Origin of the sequence: Bacillus sp. AFS059628 (genome assembly GCF_002571225.1) — a bacterium.
GTDB lineage: Bacteria > Bacillota > Bacilli > Bacillales > Bacillaceae_G > Bacillus_A.
Genome location: NZ_NVEC01000040.1, coordinates 42,435 through 62,157 on the forward strand (window position 1 = coordinate 42,435; position 19,723 = coordinate 62,157).

23 protein-coding genes are annotated in these 19,723 nt (G+C 34.6%); 17 read left to right on the forward strand and 6 right to left on the reverse strand.

What is annotated here, in order from left to right:
* The first annotated feature begins 23 nt into the window (after positions 1-23).
* The 3 genes from COL05_RS14145 (at position 24) to COL05_RS14155 (ending at position 1,563) form a co-directional block, all read left to right on the forward strand.
* Positions 24-482 carry a spore coat protein gene (locus COL05_RS14145; protein ID WP_098669070.1) on the forward strand — a complete coding sequence of 153 codons (459 nt, stop codon included), beginning with the start codon at positions 24-26 and terminating at the stop codon, positions 480-482.
* Positions 483-665: 183 nt separating this feature from the next.
* Positions 666-845: a hypothetical protein gene (locus tag COL05_RS14150; protein ID WP_001045960.1), complete on the forward strand. Its 180-nt coding sequence runs from the start codon at positions 666-668 to the stop codon at positions 843-845.
* A 97-nt stretch (positions 846-942) separates the two neighbouring features.
* Positions 943-1,563 carry an NAD(P)-dependent oxidoreductase gene (locus tag COL05_RS14155; protein ID WP_098669071.1) on the forward strand — a complete coding sequence of 207 codons (621 nt, stop codon included), beginning with the start codon at positions 943-945 and terminating at the stop codon, positions 1,561-1,563.
* 24 nt (positions 1,564-1,587) lie between these two features.
* Here COL05_RS14155 and COL05_RS14160 read toward each other — a convergent pair whose 3' ends face one another.
* The 3 genes from COL05_RS14160 to COL05_RS14170 all read right to left on the reverse strand — a co-directional run bounded on the left by COL05_RS14160 (position 1,588) and on the right by COL05_RS14170 (position 4,457).
* Complete coding sequence (locus COL05_RS14160; RefSeq protein ID WP_098669072.1) at positions 1,588-2,070, reverse strand: DUF456 domain-containing protein; 483 nt, start codon at positions 2,068-2,070, stop codon at positions 1,588-1,590.
* A 1-nt stretch (position 2,071) separates the two neighbouring features.
* Positions 2,072-3,379 carry a hemolysin family protein gene (locus COL05_RS14165; protein WP_098669073.1) on the reverse strand — a complete coding sequence of 436 codons (1,308 nt, stop codon included), beginning with the start codon at positions 3,377-3,379 and terminating at the stop codon, positions 2,072-2,074.
* A 208-nt stretch (positions 3,380-3,587) separates the two neighbouring features.
* A complete protein-coding gene (locus COL05_RS14170; protein WP_098669074.1) occupies positions 3,588-4,457 on the reverse strand; it encodes a hypothetical protein in 870 nt (289 codons plus the stop codon).
* 244 nt (positions 4,458-4,701) lie between these two features.
* Between COL05_RS14170 and cbpA the strand changes: the two genes are divergently transcribed.
* The 4 genes from cbpA to COL05_RS14190 all read left to right on the forward strand — a co-directional run bounded on the left by cbpA (position 4,702) and on the right by COL05_RS14190 (position 8,065).
* Positions 4,702-5,349 carry a cyclic di-AMP binding protein CbpA gene (gene cbpA / locus COL05_RS14175; protein WP_098669075.1) on the forward strand — a complete coding sequence of 216 codons (648 nt, stop codon included), beginning with the start codon at positions 4,702-4,704 and terminating at the stop codon, positions 5,347-5,349.
* A 437-nt stretch (positions 5,350-5,786) separates the two neighbouring features.
* On the forward strand, positions 5,787-7,124 hold the full coding sequence (gene brnQ4, locus COL05_RS14180; RefSeq protein WP_483861168.1) for a branched-chain amino acid transport system II carrier protein BrnQ4: 1,338 nt from the start codon (positions 5,787-5,789) through the stop codon (positions 7,122-7,124).
* Positions 7,125-7,190: 66 nt separating this feature from the next.
* Complete coding sequence (gene csaA, locus COL05_RS14185) at positions 7,191-7,520, forward strand: chaperone CsaA (protein ID WP_098669077.1); 330 nt, start codon at positions 7,191-7,193, stop codon at positions 7,518-7,520.
* Positions 7,521-7,537: 17 nt separating this feature from the next.
* Positions 7,538-8,065: a DUF1572 domain-containing protein gene (locus tag COL05_RS14190; RefSeq protein ID WP_098669078.1), complete on the forward strand. Its 528-nt coding sequence runs from the start codon at positions 7,538-7,540 to the stop codon at positions 8,063-8,065.
* Here the strand turns inward: COL05_RS14190 and COL05_RS14195 are convergent.
* Positions 8,038-8,343 carry a permease gene (locus COL05_RS14195; protein ID WP_142337491.1) on the reverse strand — a complete coding sequence of 102 codons (306 nt, stop codon included), beginning with the start codon at positions 8,341-8,343 and terminating at the stop codon, positions 8,038-8,040. The two genes, COL05_RS14190 and COL05_RS14195, sit on opposite strands and share 28 nt — an antisense overlap.
* 4 nt (positions 8,344-8,347) lie before the next feature.
* Positions 8,348-8,644 (reverse strand): hypothetical protein, encoded by a 297-nt coding sequence (locus tag COL05_RS14200; RefSeq protein ID WP_098669080.1) that lies wholly within the window; start codon positions 8,642-8,644, stop codon positions 8,348-8,350.
* An 89-nt stretch (positions 8,645-8,733) separates the two neighbouring features.
* Here COL05_RS14200 and spoIIP point away from each other — a divergent pair, with 89 nt between their 5' ends.
* The 5 genes from spoIIP (at position 8,734) to COL05_RS14225 (ending at position 13,594) form a co-directional block, all read left to right on the forward strand.
* Positions 8,734-9,888 carry a stage II sporulation protein SpoIIP gene (gene spoIIP, locus COL05_RS14205; protein ID WP_098669081.1) on the forward strand — a complete coding sequence of 385 codons (1,155 nt, stop codon included), beginning with the start codon at positions 8,734-8,736 and terminating at the stop codon, positions 9,886-9,888.
* Positions 9,889-10,111: 223 nt separating this feature from the next.
* Entirely contained in the window at positions 10,112-10,609 is a 498-nt protein-coding gene (locus tag COL05_RS14210; protein ID WP_142337492.1) for a GNAT family N-acetyltransferase, read from the forward strand.
* Between the two features lie 11 nt (positions 10,610-10,620).
* Positions 10,621-11,361, forward strand: coding sequence for a M15 family metallopeptidase (locus COL05_RS14215; RefSeq protein WP_098669083.1), 741 nt, complete (start codon positions 10,621-10,623; stop codon positions 11,359-11,361).
* 23 nt (positions 11,362-11,384) lie between these two features.
* Positions 11,385-11,828: an NUDIX hydrolase gene (locus COL05_RS14220; RefSeq protein WP_098669084.1), complete on the forward strand. Its 444-nt coding sequence runs from the start codon at positions 11,385-11,387 to the stop codon at positions 11,826-11,828.
* Positions 11,829-12,118: 290 nt separating this feature from the next.
* Positions 12,119-13,594: an amidase family protein gene (locus COL05_RS14225; protein WP_098669085.1), complete on the forward strand. Its 1,476-nt coding sequence runs from the start codon at positions 12,119-12,121 to the stop codon at positions 13,592-13,594.
* 45 nt (positions 13,595-13,639) lie between these two features.
* Here COL05_RS14225 and COL05_RS14230 read toward each other — a convergent pair whose 3' ends face one another.
* Positions 13,640-14,857 carry an MFS transporter gene (locus COL05_RS14230; protein WP_142337494.1) on the reverse strand — a complete coding sequence of 406 codons (1,218 nt, stop codon included), beginning with the start codon at positions 14,855-14,857 and terminating at the stop codon, positions 13,640-13,642.
* Positions 14,858-15,132: 275 nt separating this feature from the next.
* On the opposite strand from COL05_RS14230, the gene COL05_RS14235 reads away from it, so the two are divergent.
* The 5 genes from COL05_RS14235 to COL05_RS14255 all read left to right on the forward strand — a co-directional run bounded on the left by COL05_RS14235 (position 15,133) and on the right by COL05_RS14255 (position 19,712).
* Positions 15,133-15,561 carry an NfeD family protein gene (locus COL05_RS14235; protein ID WP_098669086.1) on the forward strand — a complete coding sequence of 143 codons (429 nt, stop codon included), beginning with the start codon at positions 15,133-15,135 and terminating at the stop codon, positions 15,559-15,561.
* 2 nt (positions 15,562-15,563) lie between these two features.
* Positions 15,564-16,535, forward strand: a complete 972-nt coding sequence (locus COL05_RS14240; RefSeq protein WP_098669087.1) for an SPFH domain-containing protein — start codon at positions 15,564-15,566, stop codon at positions 16,533-16,535.
* 243 nt (positions 16,536-16,778) lie between these two features.
* Positions 16,779-18,251 (forward strand): 4-hydroxyphenylacetate 3-hydroxylase family protein, encoded by a 1,473-nt coding sequence (locus COL05_RS14245; protein WP_098669088.1) that lies wholly within the window; start codon positions 16,779-16,781, stop codon positions 18,249-18,251.
* Between the two features lie 149 nt (positions 18,252-18,400).
* Positions 18,401-19,147 (forward strand): IclR family transcriptional regulator, encoded by a 747-nt coding sequence (locus COL05_RS14250; protein ID WP_098669089.1) that lies wholly within the window; start codon positions 18,401-18,403, stop codon positions 19,145-19,147.
* Between the two features lie 16 nt (positions 19,148-19,163).
* On the forward strand, positions 19,164-19,712 hold the full coding sequence (locus COL05_RS14255; protein WP_098669090.1) for an FAD synthetase family protein: 549 nt from the start codon (positions 19,164-19,166) through the stop codon (positions 19,710-19,712).
* Positions 19,713-19,723 lie beyond the last annotated feature (11 nt).

Genomic DNA, 19,723 nt, shown 5'->3' on the forward strand with positions numbered 1-19,723 from the left:
CAAAAGAGAAGGGAGATACTTTCGTGGATTGTATGAAAGAACTAATGAGGTATAATTATATGCTTATATATAAGGTTGGAGAGTATACAGGCAAGGTAAGAGACGAAGAATTAAAGGGGCTATTACAGCAACATTTACCATATATGTTGCAAGCATATAATGAACAAGTGAATTTTCAAGAAGGAGAGAATGTACAGCATATAACTTGTGAACCAATTTCATTTCATTTTCATGAAATGGAAAAGGAAATTGATAGTAAATATACAGGAGATGTCCATATTGCAACTTGTTATATTTCGTATTTAAAACGGTTAGCATTAAAGTTTGCTCAAGTGGCAGTTGAAGTTGCGAATCCAGAATTCCGCTCGTTTTTAGAAAATTGTTTCCTGAAAATGAATCGTTATGCCTATAGTGTATGGCAATATGTTGTGAAGAAAGAGTATAAAATTAAACATGTATATGAAAATGAGAAGTTTGCATAAGAAACTAAGGCGGAAAGATGCGCGCCTTAGTTTTTTCTTTTCATAGAGAAAAAACTAGATGTATATCTTTATTATCAGAAAATTTACAAATATTTACCGTTTATTTACTGTTTTTCAATCTTTCCTTTAAAAATAGAGAGTAATATGGGATTGTACATATTCTATCTAAAGGAGGAAACGCAAATGAACAAATGGGTTAAATCATTAACTGCTATGGCACTTGCAAGTTCTTTATTAATGGTAGGTTGTAGTAAAGGTGAGGACAAGAAGAAAGAAGACGATACAACAACACAACAAGAGGACAAAAAGGATAAAGAAACAAGTGGAACTGAGAAGTCTACGGATTCTAAAGAAAAGAAATAATAATTAGAGCTTCCTCTTATATAAGAGGAAGCTTTTTTGTTGTAAATTGATTGAGATTATTGAAAAATAGAGGAAGAATGAAAGAGGGGGAAAACAAGTGAAAGTATGTATATTAGGAGCAACAGGTCGAGTAGGTTCAAATATAATTGAATTGGCATTAAAGGATTCAGTTGAAGTGACTGCATTAGCACGTGATATAAATAGAATAGAAATACAACATGAAAGGTTACGAGTAATAGAAGGGAATGTACTAAATGAAAATGATATACAGAAAGCGATAGAAGGAAGCGATATAGTAATAAGCGCACTTGGGACGGATCAAAATGGGACGTTAGCGAGGAGTATGCCACAAATTATAAAGAAAATGGAAGAAGAAGGAGTTCATAAAATCATTACAATAGGAACAGCCGGTATTTTACAAGCGAGAACAAATCTAAATTTATATCGTTTTCAATCAACGGAATCAAGAAGGAAGACAACAACAGCAGCAGAAGATCATTTAGCTGCATATAAGTTACTGAGTAGTAGTAATTTATGTTGGACGGTCGTTTGTCCGACGCATTTAATAGACGGTGATGTGACAGGGGTATATCGAACAGAAAAAGATGTATTGCCAGAAGGAGGAGCGAAAATAACAGTTGGTGATACAGCACAATTTACGTGGAATCTGTGTAGGGAAAACCAATATGAGAATAGCCGAGTAGGTATTTCCTATTAAAAAACCATCCCGAAATTGGGATGGTTAAAAGACGATATAACATATAAATATGATAATCATAATGATTTGGAGAATGGCTTTTGCTACTGTACTGCTTAAAAAACCAACTACAGTAGCAACTCCTACTAGAAAGGCGTCTTTTGGCGCTTTTTTATGCATGAGTTCTGTCATAAATACCGATAAGAACGGTATGATAATTAAACCGAATGGTGGGAAGAAGAAAGATCCGACAATGATAGAAATCATACCGACACGTTCTCCCCATTTAGAACTTCCATATTTTTTTAAGAAATATCCATTTGCAATAAAATCAGCAACGAAAATGAATAGTGTGAAAATGACTTGAATAATCCAAAAGGAAGTTGTGAGTTCTCCGCCATTTATACCGAAATGGTAAATGAAATATCCAGCCCAAACAGCGAGGATGCCTGGAATGATAGGGTAAATAAAGGCGAGAAATGAAACAATGAAACAGGCGATGATACAGATTGTTAATAATACTGTCACTTTATAACTCCTTCTTCGTGTCTAATTTATGTACTGCAATTTTTTTCACTTGATGTCCATCGAGTTCTAGTGCTTTAAACTGAAAACCGGCAAATTCAATGGAATAACCAGCCTCAATATTTAAGTCCACTGCTTGAGAGAGGAGCCAGCCTCCAATTGTATCTAAATCGCTATCATCAATATGTAGGCCAAACATATCATTCACTTCAGAAATGAGCACTTTCCCATCTAACACAGTAAGCTTCGGCGTACGCTTTTCAATCATAGGTGATTCATCTGTATCAAACTCATCTTGAATTTCTCCAATGATTTCTTCAAGAATATCCTCCATTGTTAAAAGTCCCGCAGTACCACCATATTCATCCATAACAATTGCCATTTGAACGCGATTCTTTTGTAAATGAACTAACGTTTTGCGAATGGGAACAGTTTCAAATACAGTTAGTACTGGATGTATGTAAGATTCAAGTGGCTTATGAATGCCTTTCGTTTGATCGTGAAATACTTCTTTCGTATTGATCATACCGATAATATCATCTTTATCTTTTTCAATGATAGGATAGCGTGTATACTTTTCAGTTGCAACGATATCCATATTTTCTTCTAACGTATTTTCAGTAGATAAGCAAATCATTTCTGTACGAGGGACCATAATTTCTTTTGCAACTCGGTCGTCAAATTCAAAAATATTATTTACATATTTATATTCGGTTTGATTTATTTCACCGCTTTTGAAACTTTCCCCTAAAATAAGTCGTAGTTCCTCTTCAGAATGGGCAAGTTCATTTTCTTTCGCAGGCTCTAAACCGAGTAGTTTTGTGAAAAAGATAGCTGTACTATTTAGTAGCCAAATGAATGGATACATAATTTTATCAAATAAGATAAGTGGCCGTGCAAACTTTAGTGTGATTGCTTCTGCTTTTTGAATTGCGAAAGACTTTGGAACTAATTCACCTAATACAACATGGAAAAATGTAATAACACTAAAAGCAATAATAAACGATAAAGTATTCGCCATTGTTCCAGTAATATTAATTTTTTCAAATAGTGGTCGTAATAAATGTTCCACAGTCGGTTCACCAAGCCAACCAAGCCCTAAAGAAGTAATTGTAATTCCGAGCTGACAAGCTGATAAATAAACGTCTAAATTAGATATGACACTTCTTGCAGCTAAAGCTTGTTTATTGCCTTCATTTGCAAGCTGGTCAATTCGACTTTTTCGTACTTTTACAACAGCGAACTCTGATGCAACGAAAAAGCCGGAAATAAGGATAAGTATAAAGATGAGAAAAATATTTAATATGTCCAAGTGTGTTCTCTATTCCGTATCTGGGAATAAAGATGTCACCTCCTGCAATTATGTTATACTTTTATAATAAATCCAAACGAAAAGAATAGTCAAAGAAAAAGGGTAAATATTGGTATGTTTCTGCAATAGTTTTTGAATGTGCTGTTATTTTGTCCGCTATACAAAAGGAATAACCCCCTACTTTCAGATTATAGAGGGTTATTTCAAATTAAGGTTTTGGAATACTTCTCGTTAAAGCGTATGATTGTTGTGTAACGTGGTTTGTCGTCCATAGTGTTTGAAGGAACGAGAGTATGCAATACGGAATATACAAAAGTAATAAGCTAATTGTAACAATAATAGGTGCATTTCCGCCAAATTGAACGATAAATTGCAATAGTCCGCTTGCATGAAAAACGCATTCCATAAAAACGAATGAAAGAATAATGGAACCTAAAATGGATTTATGATTCGAAGTTAGCGCCAAAAATAATGTATCAACAAGGAAAGAAGATTGTTTTATCTCATATTCATTTGTGTTACTTAAGAACGGAATCCATTTTTTTATGGCTTGCATAACGATAATCATAGAAGTACTACAAACGATGATAAAAGATGAGTAGTAAGGAAGTTTTATAAATTTTGCGATGTATAGGAGTAGTAATAAGACTGAGCATTGTAATAATACAGTACAAAAAGAGTAAGGTATCCATCTTAATAAGGAAGTGAACTTTTTAACCGAATGAGGTGCTTTAAAAAATAAATGGCCGATCCCTAAACTGATGAAGAATCCAATCGCAAGAGTAAAGGTAAAACGAACAATCGATAAAAAATATACTTCCCATATGTAAGGGAATAACGGTGTTGAATGATTTGAAGTATGTACCATCTGATTTACTGAGAAAAAGATAGATTCATGCATCCAATCAATCTTTGGAATTGTCATAGAAGAAAGTTGTGCGAAGTTATGAAAAATGCTTATAAAGCCAGTTATGTAAGAGTATTTATTTGTAATGAATAAAGCCGGAATAGGACTGATGATAAATATAATGAGAACACCAATGATAAATTTACATATATGTGAGCCCAATAAAGACATGTAATCACCTACTCTTAGAATATTCAGAAAATTCTTATTCTTATTTTAGCTTTTTTCAGAGTAAGTTACAATATATTTTTCGTAAAGAAGTTTAGTATTGTAGTGGATAGAATTGAATGGAACGTGAATAAATTATGACAAGAAAATGAATAATTTTCAGAAAAGTAAAATAAATTATTTATTTTTTTCTGAAAATATAATATAGTTATGGCACAGAAAGTATTTTAACATAAGGAGGCTGTTTATGAGGATTAAAGGGAATTATGTGCCGAAAAGGGAAGTTTTATTTTGTTCAAGTTCAATTACGATAGGGGAAGCACTGGAGCATTTAAATAAAACTGGCTATCGTTGTGTACCAGTTTTAGATGAAAAAAAAGAGAAATATTTAGGGAATGTATACAAAGTAGATATTCTAGAATATAAAGGTTCACTGGAAGAGAGTGTAGTACAATTATTAAACGATAAAGAAGGTTATGTCAGAGAAGATTCTTCGTTCTTTAAAGTATTTTTTACAATAAAAAAATTACCATATTTATCAGTAGTTGATGAAAAAGGCATCTTTCTTGGAATTTTAACGCATAAAAAAGTTTTCGAGTTATTAGAAGATGCATGGGGCGTTCATTCTAGTAAATATTCTGTCATGATTGGGACACAGGATTATAATGGGGCCATTCAAAAATTATCGACAGTATTAAAAAAATATGCAGGTATCCAAAGTTTAATGACTTTTGATAATGATGCTTTATTAGTTCGTAGAATTATGTTTACATTAGGAGAAGAGTTTAACGACGGTGAATTAGATACATTATTGAAAGATTTAGAAGATCATGGATTTAGAGTTGTGTATGTGGAAGAGATGAAAAATCCACGTGAAGTTGAAACGATAGAGTAATATGCAAAAGCCATCTAATTTTATGTTGGATGGCTTTTGCATGTTATGCAAGTAAAGTTATTTGAAAATAACGATAGGATGAAAGTTGAAATTATAACAATATTTGTGCAAAAGAATAAAAAATGTAGATAATTTGGATTTTCAAAAAAATCAATTTGAAAATATGTTTTTATTTTTCAACTAAATATGTTACTATATGTGTGATAAAAACAAAGAGGTCTGACAACTATACTCCACGAAATACCACTCTAATGAGTTAAATATTCAAAAAAATCAAAAATTAATAATTAGAGTAAAAATAAGGGGAATGGAGAAATTATGGAGAAAGACACTGCTTTGTAAGGGGCGTATTTTATCAGCTTGAGCAGAGAGGAGGATGCATAGCATATTGTGAAAATAGAGATAAACAATGCGAAAGTGCTATGCAAATGAAAAGTATGAAGGGACGTTTAAGGCCAGGTGATACAGTAGCAATTGGTTTAATGTTATTTGCACTATTTTTAGGAGCAGGAAATTTAATTTTTCCACCAGTTTTAGGGCAACAAGCTGGAGAAAATGTTTGGGTTGCTACAATTGGATTCCTTGTGACGGGAGTCGGATTACCCCTATTAGCTGTAACAGCTGTCGCGTTTGTAGAGGGGGACTTGAAAGCGCTATCTTCTAGAGTTCACCCGATATTTGCGTTTATTTTCCCATTGATTAGCTATTTAGCAATTGGACCATTTTTCGCCATTCCGCGTACTGGAGCCGTTTCATTTGAAATGGGTATGAAGCCATTTTTATCAGAGGCATTGGTTTCCGAATGGTACATGCTATTTCTTTTCACAATAGTTTTCTTCGGAATAACTTGGTATTTATCATTAAATCCATCTAAATTAGTGGACTGGTTTGGAAAATTTCTTACACCATTGTTAGTATTGATTGTTGCTGTTATTGTCGGAAAGGCAATTATTGATCCAATTGGAGAACCAGCTGCGCCACTAGCAGCATACAAAGAAAATGCTTTCTTTGGTGGGTTTATTCAAGGATATTTAACGATGGACGCAATTAGTGCGCTTGTATTTGGAATTGTCGTTGTACAAGTTATCCGCTCTAAAGGAATAAAAGAAAGTAGTGAAGTTGCAAAAATAACAGTAGTATCAGGTATTATTGCAGTACTTGGTTTAACGTTAATTTATTTATCACTTGCTTATCTTGGTTCTACAAGTACATCACTTGGAGTATCAGAGAATGGTGGACTTATTTTAACGAATGTTGTAAATGAGTTATATGGAACAAGTGGTAAAATTTTATTAGGGCTTGTTATTGTACTCGCTTGTTTAACAACTTCTGTTGGTTTAACATCAGCTTGTGCTGGCTTCTTTACAAACTTATTCCCTAAGATTTCGCATAAAACAATTGTAACAATGGTATGTGTGTTTAGTTTAATTGTATCTAACCTAGGTTTAACACAATTAATCGCAGTTACTTTACCAGTGTTAATGATCATTTATCCAGTAGCAATCGTATTAATCGTACTTTCTTACTTCCATAAATGGATTGGGAAGCGTAATACCATTTATATTGGAGCTATTTTAGGTGCATTATTAATTAGTTTCTTTAACGGTTTAGAAAGTGTGAAGATTAAAATTGACGCCATTTCTAATGTACTACAAATGTTACCATTATATAATGAAGGAATAGGATGGTTAATACCGTCATGTATTGGCGGGATCCTCGGTTTCTTCTTCTATAAATCAAATGAATCAAGTGAACTACAAAAGAAAGGTGCTTAGGCGCCTTTCTTTTTTTAAAGGGGATTTTTTTGTTTTGTCTAAGTAATAAATGGAAGGAGTGATAAAATGGCTAATTTTGAAGATTTCTTAACTTTGGATTTACGGATTGGGACTGTAACACATGCAGAGGAATTTAAAGAAGCGAGAGTTCCAGCGATTAAACTAGAGATTGATTTTGGAGAGCTTGGAATTAAGCAGTCAAGTGCTCAAATTACGAAGAGATATACCCCAGAAGATTTAATCGGTCAGCAAATCGTGGCTGTTGTAAATTTTCCGCCAAAGCGTGTAGCTGGATTTAAATCAGAAGTACTTGTTTTAGGAGGAGTACCTGAAGCTGGTGATGTTGTATTACTTCAGCCGAATATGGAATTACCAAATGGAACAAAAATTAGTTAGTGTAAAGGCGGGGGAACATGGATATCGGACGCGAATATTTACAATGTGCCATTTCGAATTTTAAAGCAACAAAGAAGCAAGGAGAGAGGGTGCTTTCACAATTATCATACGAACAGATTGAATGGTCTTCTCATGAAGAAACAAATAGCATAGCAATCATAATTAAGCACTTGCACGGTAATATGCGTTCTAGATGGACGGATTTTTTAACATCTGATGGTGAAAAAATAGATCGTAACCGAGATGCTGAATTTGAAGGTGTTTATTCTTCTAAAGAAGAGGTACTCGCAGCATGGAATGAAGGATGGGAATATGTTTTTAATACGATGAATGTGCTAACACCAGAAAACGTATTACAGACGGTATATATTCGTGGTGAAGCACATACTGTCATGCAAGCAATTGAAAGACAAATTTCTCATTATGCTTTGCACATTGGCCAAATGATTTATATCGGTAAAATGTTAAAAGAAAATGATTGGGAATGTTTAAGTATTCCGAGAGGGCAGTCTGCACGTTATGTAGAGAAAAAGCGTTCAACATAATAATAGGAAAGAAACCGATATAAAATTGGAAATAAGAAAATGAGCCAAAAAATAGATGGTTCTGTAACCATAAGAATACTCCCAAAAATAAGTCCATATATAATAAGAAAGAAATTTAATAGTGTATTCACAGGGATAAATCTTGAAATGAAAACTTGCTGTCGTTTAAAGCAACCAATGTGAAATAAATACAAACGGAAGTACAATGTGGCAGTAATAAGATCTTTCTTTCGCCTAATTCTTTTTTTGCATGTATGACAGATGAACGGTGGTTGCATCTCATTACGCTCCATTTTTCATATTTGTAATCATGTAAGACAAAAGTAGGTATAAAGTGTATATCCCTACATACGCTCCTGATATAAGAAAAAACGGATTTAGTAAAATGCTATGAATGCTTGTCATAAAAACTAAATCTTGCATTAAAACATCATATATATGAATAGAAATAATTGTACCGAGTACATAAAGTGATAAGTATGCTGAAATATGTAACGCAACACGGATTGTAGGATACTTAGCGAGCCAATAAAAAAGAAATGATAGTACAATGGGTAATGTTCCTATTAGTAGCTTCAATTCAGTTCACCTCATTAACAATATAGCCGGAATTTAGACGGTCTATTCTCTAGAGCTTGTACATAACTTGAAATAGAGAGGGTGATAGTATGAATCGAGGCTTTTTTTATGTGAAATTTACAAGTGTACGTAAGTTGATTTTATTTATTATTGCTACAGTACTAGCGACTTTTTTTCTTATTAGTATGATGGTAACCTCTATGAAAGAGACAAAGTCAACGTATTTATATAATTGGTTAAATGAGTTATCGATGAATGGTTACATGTATGTTCTTGGAAAAGAGAATCATTATTTTACACAGGAATATCGAAATTTAAATCAAGATTTTTCGATTTCTTCGTTTCTCTTTTCTATGGCTACAAATATTCGTTTTAACGATGTACGCAGTTTTGTCGGCAAAGAGCTACCTGGTTTTGGTAAGTACGATACAGAAATTGTTATTGCGGGTGAAGGGACAAATTATTCTAACTTACCGATAGAGTCGAGTGTGCCACTTGAAGAAGTAGTAAAAGAACGGACTGGAGAAGGTGGACAGGCTCCAAAGTCGGATGGGAACAAAGAGAAAAAGCAACCAGCTCAAACGACAGGGAAACGACAAGTTGCGTTTATTTATCATTCACATAGCTGGGAATCTTATTTGCCGTTACTGAATTTAGCAAATGATCCAAATCCGAATAAAGCGACAAGTTCCGTCACGAATATTTCAATAGTCGGCGATCGATTTCGTGAACAATTAGCAAGTGAAGGAATCGGAGCTACTAACGATAAGACGGATATCGGTCAAAAGTTGATTAGTAAAGGGTTAAATAGTAATAGTTCTTACAAAATGTCACGGGAAATTGTACAAGAAGCAATGACTGGTAATAAAGAACTGCAATACTTCTTTGACTTACATCGTGATAGTGCTCGGAAGAATGTTACGACAAAAACAATTGGCGATAAATCATATGCGAAGCTTGCATTTGTAGTAGGTAAAGGCAACAAAAACTATGAAAAAAACTTGCAATTAGCAACGGCTTTACATGAGACGATTAGTAAGAAGTATCCAGGCGTTAGTCGAGGTGTCATTCAAAAAGGATTCCAAACAGGAAATGGAGTCTACAATCAAGATTTATCTGGGCAAGCGATATTAATTGAAGTTGGTGGCGTAGATAATACAGAGGAAGAATTAAATCGATCGATTGATGCGCTAGCTAAAGCGTTTGGTGAATATTTCTGGCAGGCAGAAAAAGTGAATGGATAAAGTGAAACAGAAATGAATGAGAGAGTCTGAAAAAACGTGAGTGTAATGCTTGCGTTTTTTGTAATTAATGATGCGTCACAGAATAGACACAATTTGTCGATGTTATAGTAATATCGAAATTTGTCAAATTATACTGGGGAATTTACAAAGGGATTTTTGGAGAAATAGAGAAAATCTTTTTACAAGGAAAACTTTTTATTATGAAACTGGTAGGGTGATTGAAGTGATTAGAGAGATCAAAATAGAAGATGCAGCACCATTTTTGCAATTAAGTAAGCGATTAGACGAAGAAACGAAATTTATGTTATACGAACCAGGAGAAAGAAAATTTACAGTCGAGCAACAAGAAAAAATGATTCATCGCTTTATAGAAAATAAGTTTGCAACGATATTGGTAGCAGTTGAAGAAGAGAGGATAGTAGGGTTTATCTTAGTGAATGGAAATCATATTCAAAGAAAGAGACATGTAGCAAGTATTGTAATTGGTATTTTGCAAGAGTATAGCGGACGAGGTATTGGGACGAGATTGTTTAAAGAGGCTGAGAAGTGGGCAAGATTACATGATATATGGCGTTTAGAATTAACGGTGATGGCCCACAATACAAGAGCTCAGGCACTATATAAAAAAGCTGGATTTGAGAAAGAAGGTGTCAAAAGAGCTTCTCTTATTATCGATGGAGAGAACATCGATGAGTATGAAATGGCCAAATTATTAAAATAAGAGGTCGTTATATGAAAAAAAGATGGATACTACTTGGTATCGTAGCGATGGTACTTATTGTTGGAGTAGCAGGAATCAATTATAAAATGTATAAGGATAAGCAGGCGCGCGAGGTAAATGTAAATAACATATTTCCGAAAGCGAAAGAAACGATTGCCAATATGGATGGTGATATTGCAGTAATTAGTAATCCGAATTCGATGCTTGTGCTTGTAAATAAAAGTAGGCGTTTGCCAGATGGGTACAGACCGCCAGATTTAGTTATTCCGAAAGTGCGCTACTCAAGTGAAGGTGATCAAGAAAAGAAAAAAATGAGGAAGGAAGCAGCAGGGGCGCTAGAGGAAATGTTTCAGCAAGCTGATAAGGAGCGCATTTTCTTATTTGCAGTCTCTGGATTTAGATCTTTTGATCGACAAAAAGCATTAAATACGATGTATAAAAAACAAGATGGAGAAGCAAAAACAGCGATGTCTAGTGCGGTTCCTGGAACGAGTGAACATCAAACAGGGCTTGCTATGGATATTACATCTCAATCTGCTAAGTTTCAGTTAGAGACCGTTTTTGGTGAAACGAAAGAAGGGCAGTGGCTTTCTGAAAATGCCCATAAATTTGGTTTTGTTATTCGATATACAAAAGAGAAAGAATCTCTTACGGGCTATCGATTTGAACCATGGCACGTGAGGTATGTGGGAAATCCACAAGCTACATATTTATATGAAAATCAACTGACGCTTGAAGAGGTAACAGAGTGAACAATTGAGGGGAGAGAAGGATTATGACGATGTTATATAAGAAAAAAGTACACGCATATGTGACAAGGGAAAAAGAGGGAGTTATGCAATTACTTGTTTTTAAACATCGTGATATACCTGAAGCTGGTATACAAATACCAGGGGGGACAGTTGACGAAGGGGAAACGTTAGAAGTAGCGATTTTACGTGAAATACAAGAAGAGTCTGGATTACGTCATTTATGTATAGAGCGTTTTCTAGCAGATTATATTATACATGTGAAGGACAAACGGGAATATGAAAAACGTCACTTTTTCCACGTAACGTTACTAACAGATGTAAAGGATACGTGGGAACATATTGTAAGTGCCGGTGAGGAAGATGAAGGTTTAGTATTTTGCTACGAATGGATCGATATTGCAAAATGCCCTGAATTAGCCGGGAAACAAGGGGAGTTTTTACATCTGTTAGAAGAAGTACACGTGTAGTAATAATAGGGTCTGAAGCGAGGGTGAACTCGTTTCAGACTTTTTTTATTTTTCAGGAAATAAGAGATTTTTACATTGGTAAGTTGAATTCTTTTAAAGGGTTTGTAGTTGTATATGCGAGGAGCGGAGAAAATGAAAAACAATAGGTACATGTAATTAATAAAATGCTTTATCCCACTTTAATGGGCAGTAAGACCTCCACCTCAAAATTCAGCGAAAGCAAANNAATCAGTGGGGGATGAAGAAAACCCCCACTGATTAAAGTTTCACTTTATAGAAGGAGAATGACAATGGAGATTCAGTTCAATACACTATTAAAAAAAGAGTTAACAATTCATGATATACAAACAGCGATGGAAGCTGGGCAATTATCTTCAAAAGAATTAGTTATGTATTATCTTCATAGAATCGCAAAGTATGATCAAGATGGACCAAAAATTAATTCTATTTTAGAAATCAATCCAGACGCTATTTTTATTGCAGAAGCGTTAGATTATGAAAGAAAGATAAAAGGTATAAGAGGTCCATTACATGGTATACCTGTGTTACTTAAAGACAATATTGAGACGAATGATTCCATGCATACAAGCGCAGGCACGATTGCTCTAGAACAAAATATTAGTAGTGAGGATGCATTTCTCGTTACAAAACTGAGAGAAGCGGGAGCAGTCATAATCGGAAAAACAAATATGACAGAATTAGCAAATGCAATGTCTTTTGAAATGTGGGCTGGATATAGTGCAAGAGGTGGACAAACAATAAACGCTTACGGTACAGGTGAGGATGACATGTTTGTTGGTGGCTCAAGTACAGGATCTGCTATAGCAGTTGCTGCTAACTTTACAGTAGTATCTGTTGGAACTGAAACAGATGGTTCTATTTTAAGTCCAGCTGTTCAAAACTCTGTGGTAGGTATTAAACCGACTGTCGGTTTAATTAGTCGTAGAGGTATTATTCCGTTTACGTATTCGCAAGATACAGCGGGGCCATTTGCTAGAACAGTAACAGATGCAGCTATTTTGCTAGGGAGTTTAACTGGGGTAGATGAGAAAGATGTAGCTACTCATAAAAGTGAATGGATAGCAGAACGTGATTTTACAAAATATCTTGATGTTAACGGTTTACATGGAGCAAAGATTGGAGTATATAGTAATGCACCAAAAGATTATTATGAAACTGGTGAGTATGATGAAAAATTGTTTAAGGAAACGATTGAAGTATTGTGGAGTGAGGGAGCAACAGTAATAGAAAATATTGATATTCCGTCTTTTCATAGAGAATGGAGCTGGGGAGTATCGCTTTATGAACTAAAGCATAGTTTGGATAACTATCTTTCTAAATTACCTTCTACTATGCCAGTACATTCTATTTCAGAGTTAATGGCGTTTAATGAAAACATAGCTGAAAGAGCTTTGAAATATGGACAAACTAAGTTAGAAAGAAGAAAAGATTTTCCTAATACGTTAAGAAATCCAGAATATTTAAATGCAAGATTAGAAGATATATATTTTTCACGAGAACAAGGTATTGATTTTGCATTGGGAAAATATAATCTTGATGCAATTCTATTCCCTTCATATATCGGATCCACTATATGTGCGAAAGCAGGTTATCCATCTATAGCGATACCAGCGGGATATATGGATAACGGGAGACCATTTGGAATTACGCTTGCAAGCACTGCTTTTTCTGAGGGGACTTTGATTAAACTCGCATACGCTTTTGAACAAGCGACAAAGTATCGGAAATCTCCTAACTTATCATAAATAAAATAAATAGGGCAGGAATTCCTGTCCTATTTATTTTGTTCATTAAAGTGAAATGTTTTTTTGCTTTGTCTTATCATATTTTAATAAGTTAAATGATAAACAAGCGGAACATAAAATAAGAAAAGCAGCGATGATATAAATCGTACGAACACCAAATAAATCGGTAATAATTCCAACGCTAAGCATAGAAAGACCAGAAGCTGTCGAGAGGAGTGCACCATGAGCTGTATACATTTTTGATAGTAAAGTAGGGGCGACACTTGATTGTAGCACTGTCGTTTGAGAAATATCTCTAATTTGATAACAAGGACCCATTAGAACGCATAGAAAAAGCGCAATAAACCCGCTACTTGTCATACCATATAAAAATGTAAGAATACTAAACAGAAGAGAGCCTATCGCCATGGAGCGTATTAAATTGTTTTGAATGTATGTACTCATTTTCCACGCTAATATCCCGCCAATTAACGTCCCAACATAATAACTTGTATTAATATATCCCCACCATTCTTCGCCTTTATGAAGGACAGTCGTTACATAAGCCATCGTAATAGCACCGATCCATATCGTCCCTGCGAAAGTTTCCATTAAGTCCATACATGTGACGGTACGGAGAGATGGATTTTGAAATAAGAGTTTCCAACCTTCCAATAAAGCAGCGCCTTTTGAAGAAGAAGGCTCTATTACTCGTTCATTATGTATAGAACGTAATGAAATGTGTAGTGCAACACATCCAAAAATCATCAAAATGTTATTCATCATGAGTGTAGAGGTGGCGCCGATAAGAAGAACAATAACACTTGTAAATGAATAAGCAGCAGCTTGCGCAATTTGTGTGGAAAAGGAAAAGATACTATTTACTTTTACTAAATTTTCTTGTGGTGTAAAGCGCGGTAGAATACCGTAAAGTAATGGAGCGCTCCAGCCACTACATAATGAAATGAAAAAAATGAAAATGAATAGTGCTACAATGTTTGTAGACAGGGATGGGAAGAATATCATTAATAAAAATAAGAGAGCAGTTTTTGTCCATTGTAGTGTGAAAAGTAAGGAATAAGATGAAAAACGATTCATTATAAGTGGTGCAGATGTATTTGCTATAAGATTAGTTATAACTTGGAGTAATGGAAACAAGGCAGTTAATGTAGCTGATTTCGTTGTGATATACATATGGGTTGTAATAATCATGATGTATACGATATCAGCGAGAGTAATACATATTTTCGATCCTAAATAGTAAGTTAATGAACGATTTTGCAATGAGCACACCGCCTTCCTAAAAAATAATATTTCAGTATTTAAAATAATTATAATTTGAAAATTAAATTTTCGGAAGAATTTCATTTTTTGTCACTTTTTGAAAGGGATTTTTATGTATAATAAGGAATATATTAATATAGTATTTTAATAATACTCATTATAACAGTGAATATGTACAATAGCTCGTAGTAAGCCCCTACGTATTAGAAAGGGCGGATAAACCATTCTTTTCATCATATACATATAGAAAATGAGAAAGAAAGTGAGGGTTGCATATGGCTGCTTGGGTAATATGGTTTATAATAGCTGGTATTTTATTTATTGCAGAAATGTTGTCGATTACCTTTTATATGCTTTGGCTTGGAATTGGAGCTGTTGTCGGAGGTCTAATAGCTTTGTTTGCTCCTGAAGCACTACTGTTACAAGTTATTGTCGGTGCGATTGTAAGTTTAACATTGACTTTCTTTACGAAAAGAATTTCAAAAAACTTTCGAGAAGCAAAAGGTTTTACAGATACAGTAGATATGTTAGTCGGTAAAAAAGGGATTATTATGCAAGCGATTACAAATGAAGCGAATGGTATTGTGAAGGTGGATGGAGATACTTGGACAGCTATTGCAGATGATCCAATTGATGCTGGAGAAAAAGTTATTGTTATAAAGAGGCATAGTACTATATTACAAGTAAAAAAGGAGAGTGAATAAATATGGTTGCAGCATTAACATTAACCATTATTTTCGCACTAATTGTTGTTACATTTATTGCATTAACAATTAAAATTATTCCACAGCAAAAGGTTGGAGTCGTTGAAAGATTTGGTAAGTTTCAACGTGTTATGCAGCCAGGACTAAATTTATTAATCCCGATTGTAGATCGCGTTCGTGTATATCATGACTTACGTATTCAACAAACGAATGTACCACCGCAAAAGGTAATTACGAAAGATAATGTACAAGTAGAAATTGATACGATTATTTTCTATCAAGTCGTTGAACCGGAACTTGCGACATATGGTATTTCAAACTATGAATACGGTGTTCGTAACATTACTTCAGCAACGATGCGCCAAATCATTGGTAAAATGGAACTGGATGAAACGTTATCTGGTCGTGAAAAAATTTCAACAGAAATCCGCTTAGCACTTGATGAAGCTACAGAAAAATGGGGCGTTCGCATTGAACGTGTTGAAGTTGTCGATATTAATCCGCCGAAAGATGTGCAAGCGTCAATGGAAAAGCAAATGAAAGCAGAACGTAATAAACGTGCGATTATATTAGAAGCTGAAGCTGCAAAGCAAGATAAAGTTCTTCGTGCTGAAGGTGAAAAGCAAAGTAAAATCCTAATGGCTGAAGGGGATAAAGAAGCACGTATTCGAGAAGCGGAAGGTATTAAAGAAGCAAAAGAATTAGAAGCGCAAGGGGAAGCAAGAGCGATTGAGGAAATTGCAAAAGCAGAACAAAATCGAATTGAATTACTTCGTGAAGCGAATTTAGATGAGCGTATACTTGCTTACAAATCATTTGAATCATTAGCTGAAGTTGCAAAAGGACCAGCAAATAAAGTCTTTATTCCGTCTAATGCAATTGAAACACTGGGTACTCTCGGGGCAATTGGAGAAATTTTTAAAGAAAAACAGGCGAAGAGATTACCTTCTTCAGATACACCAAACGAACAATAAGAGTGGAAAGAGAAATGGGAAGCCGTTTCTCTTTTTATTTTTTAGCATGGTTTTATAGATTACATGTGTGTGGGACGGAAAAGCGTTCTTTTGCATATTTACTAAAAAAATTTAAAAATTTCATAATATGAAATCGAAGAGAATTTGTAAGAAATAAAATTGATATAATAATTGAAAATTCAGTCATCTAATGAAGTTTCTAAACTTTTTATTATATTATTATGGGAAATTGGAGGGGAAAGAATGGGCATTAGAACAGGGGAACAGTATATTGAAGGATTGCGAAAAAGAAATCCTGAAATTTGGATTGGCGGGAGAAAAGTAACGGATGTAGTAAATGAAGATGTTTTTCGTGAACCGATTTTACAAATTGCGAACTTATATGATATGCAGCACCATCCAGAATATCAAGATAAAATTACTCATATATGCGAAGAGACAGGGGAAAGAGTATCAAATGCATTTTTAGTTCCTAAAAATTATGAGGACTTAAAGGCACGCCGTGAATTATTTGAAGTATGGGCAAAAGCTACTTTTGGTTTAATGGGCAGAACACCTGATTTTTTAAATGTAACGGTTACCTCGATGGCAAGTAATTCGTGGTTTTTTGAGAAGTTTAATCCAGAATGGGGAGCGAATATAAAAAATTACTATAAACATATAAGGGATAATGATCTGTTTTTAACACATGCAATTATTAATCCACAAAATGATCGGAGTAAGGCTTCTCATCAACAAGAAGATGAAACAATGCATTTAGGGGTAGTAAGTGAAACAGCAGAAGGGATGTACGTGAGTGGTGCTAAAATGTTAGCGACACTGGCGCCGATTACGGATGAGGTAATTATATATTCATATCCGAGTTTTAAACCAGGTGATGAACGTCATGCGATCTCTTTTGCAGTTCCGATTGATGCGCCAGGACTCAGGGTTCTATGTCGTGAGCCGATGCAAGATGGAAAACGTTCTTTATTTGATCATCCTCTTGCATCAAGGTTTGAGGAAATGGATGCATTACTAGTATTTCATAATGTGTTTATCCCGTGGGATAAAGTATTTATTTATCAAAGTGTAGAAGCTGGTAATCAATTGTACCCAAAAACAGGAATTGGTCATCAACCAGCGCATCAATCTGGAGTAAGAGGATTAGTAAAACTATCATTCGCTGCTGAAGTAGCTATGAAAGTAGCAGATTCGATAGGAGTAGATGGGTTTTTAAATGTACAAAATCAGTTAGCAGAGCTGATGCAAGATGTCGAAACGATACGTGCACTCCTGCAAGTAGCTGAATATGAGTATGAAACAAATTCATATGGAGAAGTTATTCCTGCGAGGCTACCGCTTGATACGATTCGTAGTTTATTACCAAAGATGTATCCACGTGCTATTGAGATTATTCAAACCATTGGTGCTGGTGGATTATTAATGTCACCAACAGGTGCAGATTTTATGACCCCCGAGATTCAAGATGATATGCAAAAGTATTATATCGGGCGTGAAGGCGTATCCTCTGAGGAACGAGTTCGTTTGTTTAAATTAGCGTGGGATTTATGCGGTGAAGCTTTTGGGCAACGATTATTACAATATGAGCGTTATTATTCTGGCGATCCGGTGCGTAAAATGGGAATGTTTTATAATGCGTATAAAAAACAACAAACTTTTTCACTTGTGAACAATGCGTTGCAATCGAGTTCATCTGAAGAAGCCTTAAGTTAAATAAAAATGTTTGCGCTTACATTTTTATTTGAAAAAGGAAGGAGCAATAGATGATAAAAAGAATTTTACTGTTAGGATGTAATTCTTCTTATATTTTTAATAATATCTAGAACTTTGGGATTGTAACTGGAATAGGGGAGGTAAATGATTTGATCGCTTCTATCGGTAAAATTTGTAAAATTCTAAATTGTTTCACTAGTGATGAGCCGGTACTAGGAAATTCTGAAATAGCTGAAAAGTTAAAGATGAATGCTAGTACAGTTCACCACCTTGTTCGTACATTGTGTGCAGAAGGAATGCTCATACAAGATGAGCAAAGAAAATATAGATTAGGTTGGAAATTGTTAGAGTGGGGAAATCAAGTCATGTTTCAGCAAGAGATTTATAGTGGAGCAATTCCGCTTGTTGAAGAGCTAGTAAGAAATTTTAGCGGTACTGTGCATATCGGTATGTTTGATCGTGGTGATGTTGTATTTATATTGAAAGTTTCATCGAAGGAGTCCGTTCAAATTTCAACACATGTTGGATCAAGAGAACCTGCATATTGTACAAGCACAGGGAAAGTGCTGCTTTCATTTCATTCATCACCCTTAGAATATACTTCAGAAAAAGGGCTTTTACGACGAGCACCCAATACCATTACATGTGTCAAACAATTCCAAACAGAGTTACAGAAAATTCGTAAGCAAGGTTATTCAATTAGTGATAACGAAAATGAGCATGGACTATATGGAATTGCAGCTCCTATTCGATCTTATACTGGGAGAACTATTGCGGCGCTTAATATTGTTGGACCTATATCGTATATGCAGGGAAGTAATCGTGAAATCATAATTCAAAGTGTGATGAATACAGCAAATTTGATTTCCAAGGAATTTGGCTATTTGGAAATTTAATTTTAGAAGAAAAGAGATGAGTATCATTTATATACATGAGCAGTGTATACCTGAATTAACGAAATCTATTGTTTCAATTGGAGCATTTGATGGTGTGCATAAAGGTCATCAAGCTGTAATTAAAAATGCAGTTGAGAAGGCAAAGGTATTAAGGATAACAAATGTTGTGTATACATTTGATCCACCACCACGCTCATACTTTCAAGGAGCGAAAGTATTAACACCTATTGATGAGAAGGTGAAACGTATTCAAAGTCTTGGTGTTGAACATGTGATTGTAATTCGGTTTGATGAGTCTTATATAACAAAAAGTGCGAGTTATTTTATTCAAGATATAAAAAGACTAAGCCCTGTAGAAATTTTTGTTGGCCAAGATTTTAAGTTTGGAAAAAGTCGGGAGGGAAATATAGATTTGCTAAGAGAGCACTTCAATATTTCTATAGTGAAAGATATTTGCTGTGATGAAGGTGAGCGAATATCTTCAACGAGAATTAGAGATTATGTTTATCAAGGAGATTTACAAAAATCTAACTCTTTGCTCGGTTGGTCTTTTAAAACAATATAACTAAAAAGGAA

What these genes read in the sequence shown, in the direction of transcription:
- COL05_RS14225 (WP_098669085.1), top strand. Translation starts at nt 12,119, where the DNA reads ATGGAGATTCAGTTCAATACACTATTAAAAAAAGAGTTAACAATTCAT.
- COL05_RS14235 (WP_098669086.1), top strand. Translation starts at nt 15,133, where the DNA reads ATGGCTGCTTGGGTAATATGGTTTATAATAGCTGGTATTTTATTTATT.
- csaA (WP_098669077.1), top strand. Translation starts at nt 7,191, where the DNA reads ATGGCTAATTTTGAAGATTTCTTAACTTTGGATTTACGGATTGGGACT.
- COL05_RS14170 (WP_098669074.1), bottom strand. Translation starts at nt 4,457, where the DNA reads ATGTCTTTATTGGGCTCACATATATGTAAATTTATCATTGGTGTTCTC.
- COL05_RS14150 (WP_001045960.1), top strand. Translation starts at nt 666, where the DNA reads ATGAACAAATGGGTTAAATCATTAACTGCTATGGCACTTGCAAGTTCT.
- cbpA (WP_098669075.1), top strand. Translation starts at nt 4,702, where the DNA reads ATGAGGATTAAAGGGAATTATGTGCCGAAAAGGGAAGTTTTATTTTGT.
- spoIIP (WP_098669081.1), top strand. Translation starts at nt 8,734, where the DNA reads ATGAATCGAGGCTTTTTTTATGTGAAATTTACAAGTGTACGTAAGTTG.
- COL05_RS14240 (WP_098669087.1), top strand. Translation starts at nt 15,564, where the DNA reads ATGGTTGCAGCATTAACATTAACCATTATTTTCGCACTAATTGTTGTT.
- COL05_RS14215 (WP_098669083.1), top strand. Translation starts at nt 10,621, where the DNA reads ATGAAAAAAAGATGGATACTACTTGGTATCGTAGCGATGGTACTTATT.
- COL05_RS14220 (WP_098669084.1), top strand. Translation starts at nt 11,385, where the DNA reads ATGACGATGTTATATAAGAAAAAAGTACACGCATATGTGACAAGGGAA.
- COL05_RS14245 (WP_098669088.1), top strand. Translation starts at nt 16,779, where the DNA reads ATGGGCATTAGAACAGGGGAACAGTATATTGAAGGATTGCGAAAAAGA.
- COL05_RS14190 (WP_098669078.1), top strand. Translation starts at nt 7,538, where the DNA reads ATGGATATCGGACGCGAATATTTACAATGTGCCATTTCGAATTTTAAA.
- COL05_RS14195 (WP_142337491.1), bottom strand. Translation starts at nt 8,343, where the DNA reads ATGCAACCACCGTTCATCTGTCATACATGCAAAAAAAGAATTAGGCGA.
- brnQ4 (WP_483861168.1), top strand. Translation starts at nt 5,787, where the DNA reads ATGAAGGGACGTTTAAGGCCAGGTGATACAGTAGCAATTGGTTTAATG.
- COL05_RS14255 (WP_098669090.1), top strand. Translation starts at nt 19,164, where the DNA reads ATGAGTATCATTTATATACATGAGCAGTGTATACCTGAATTAACGAAA.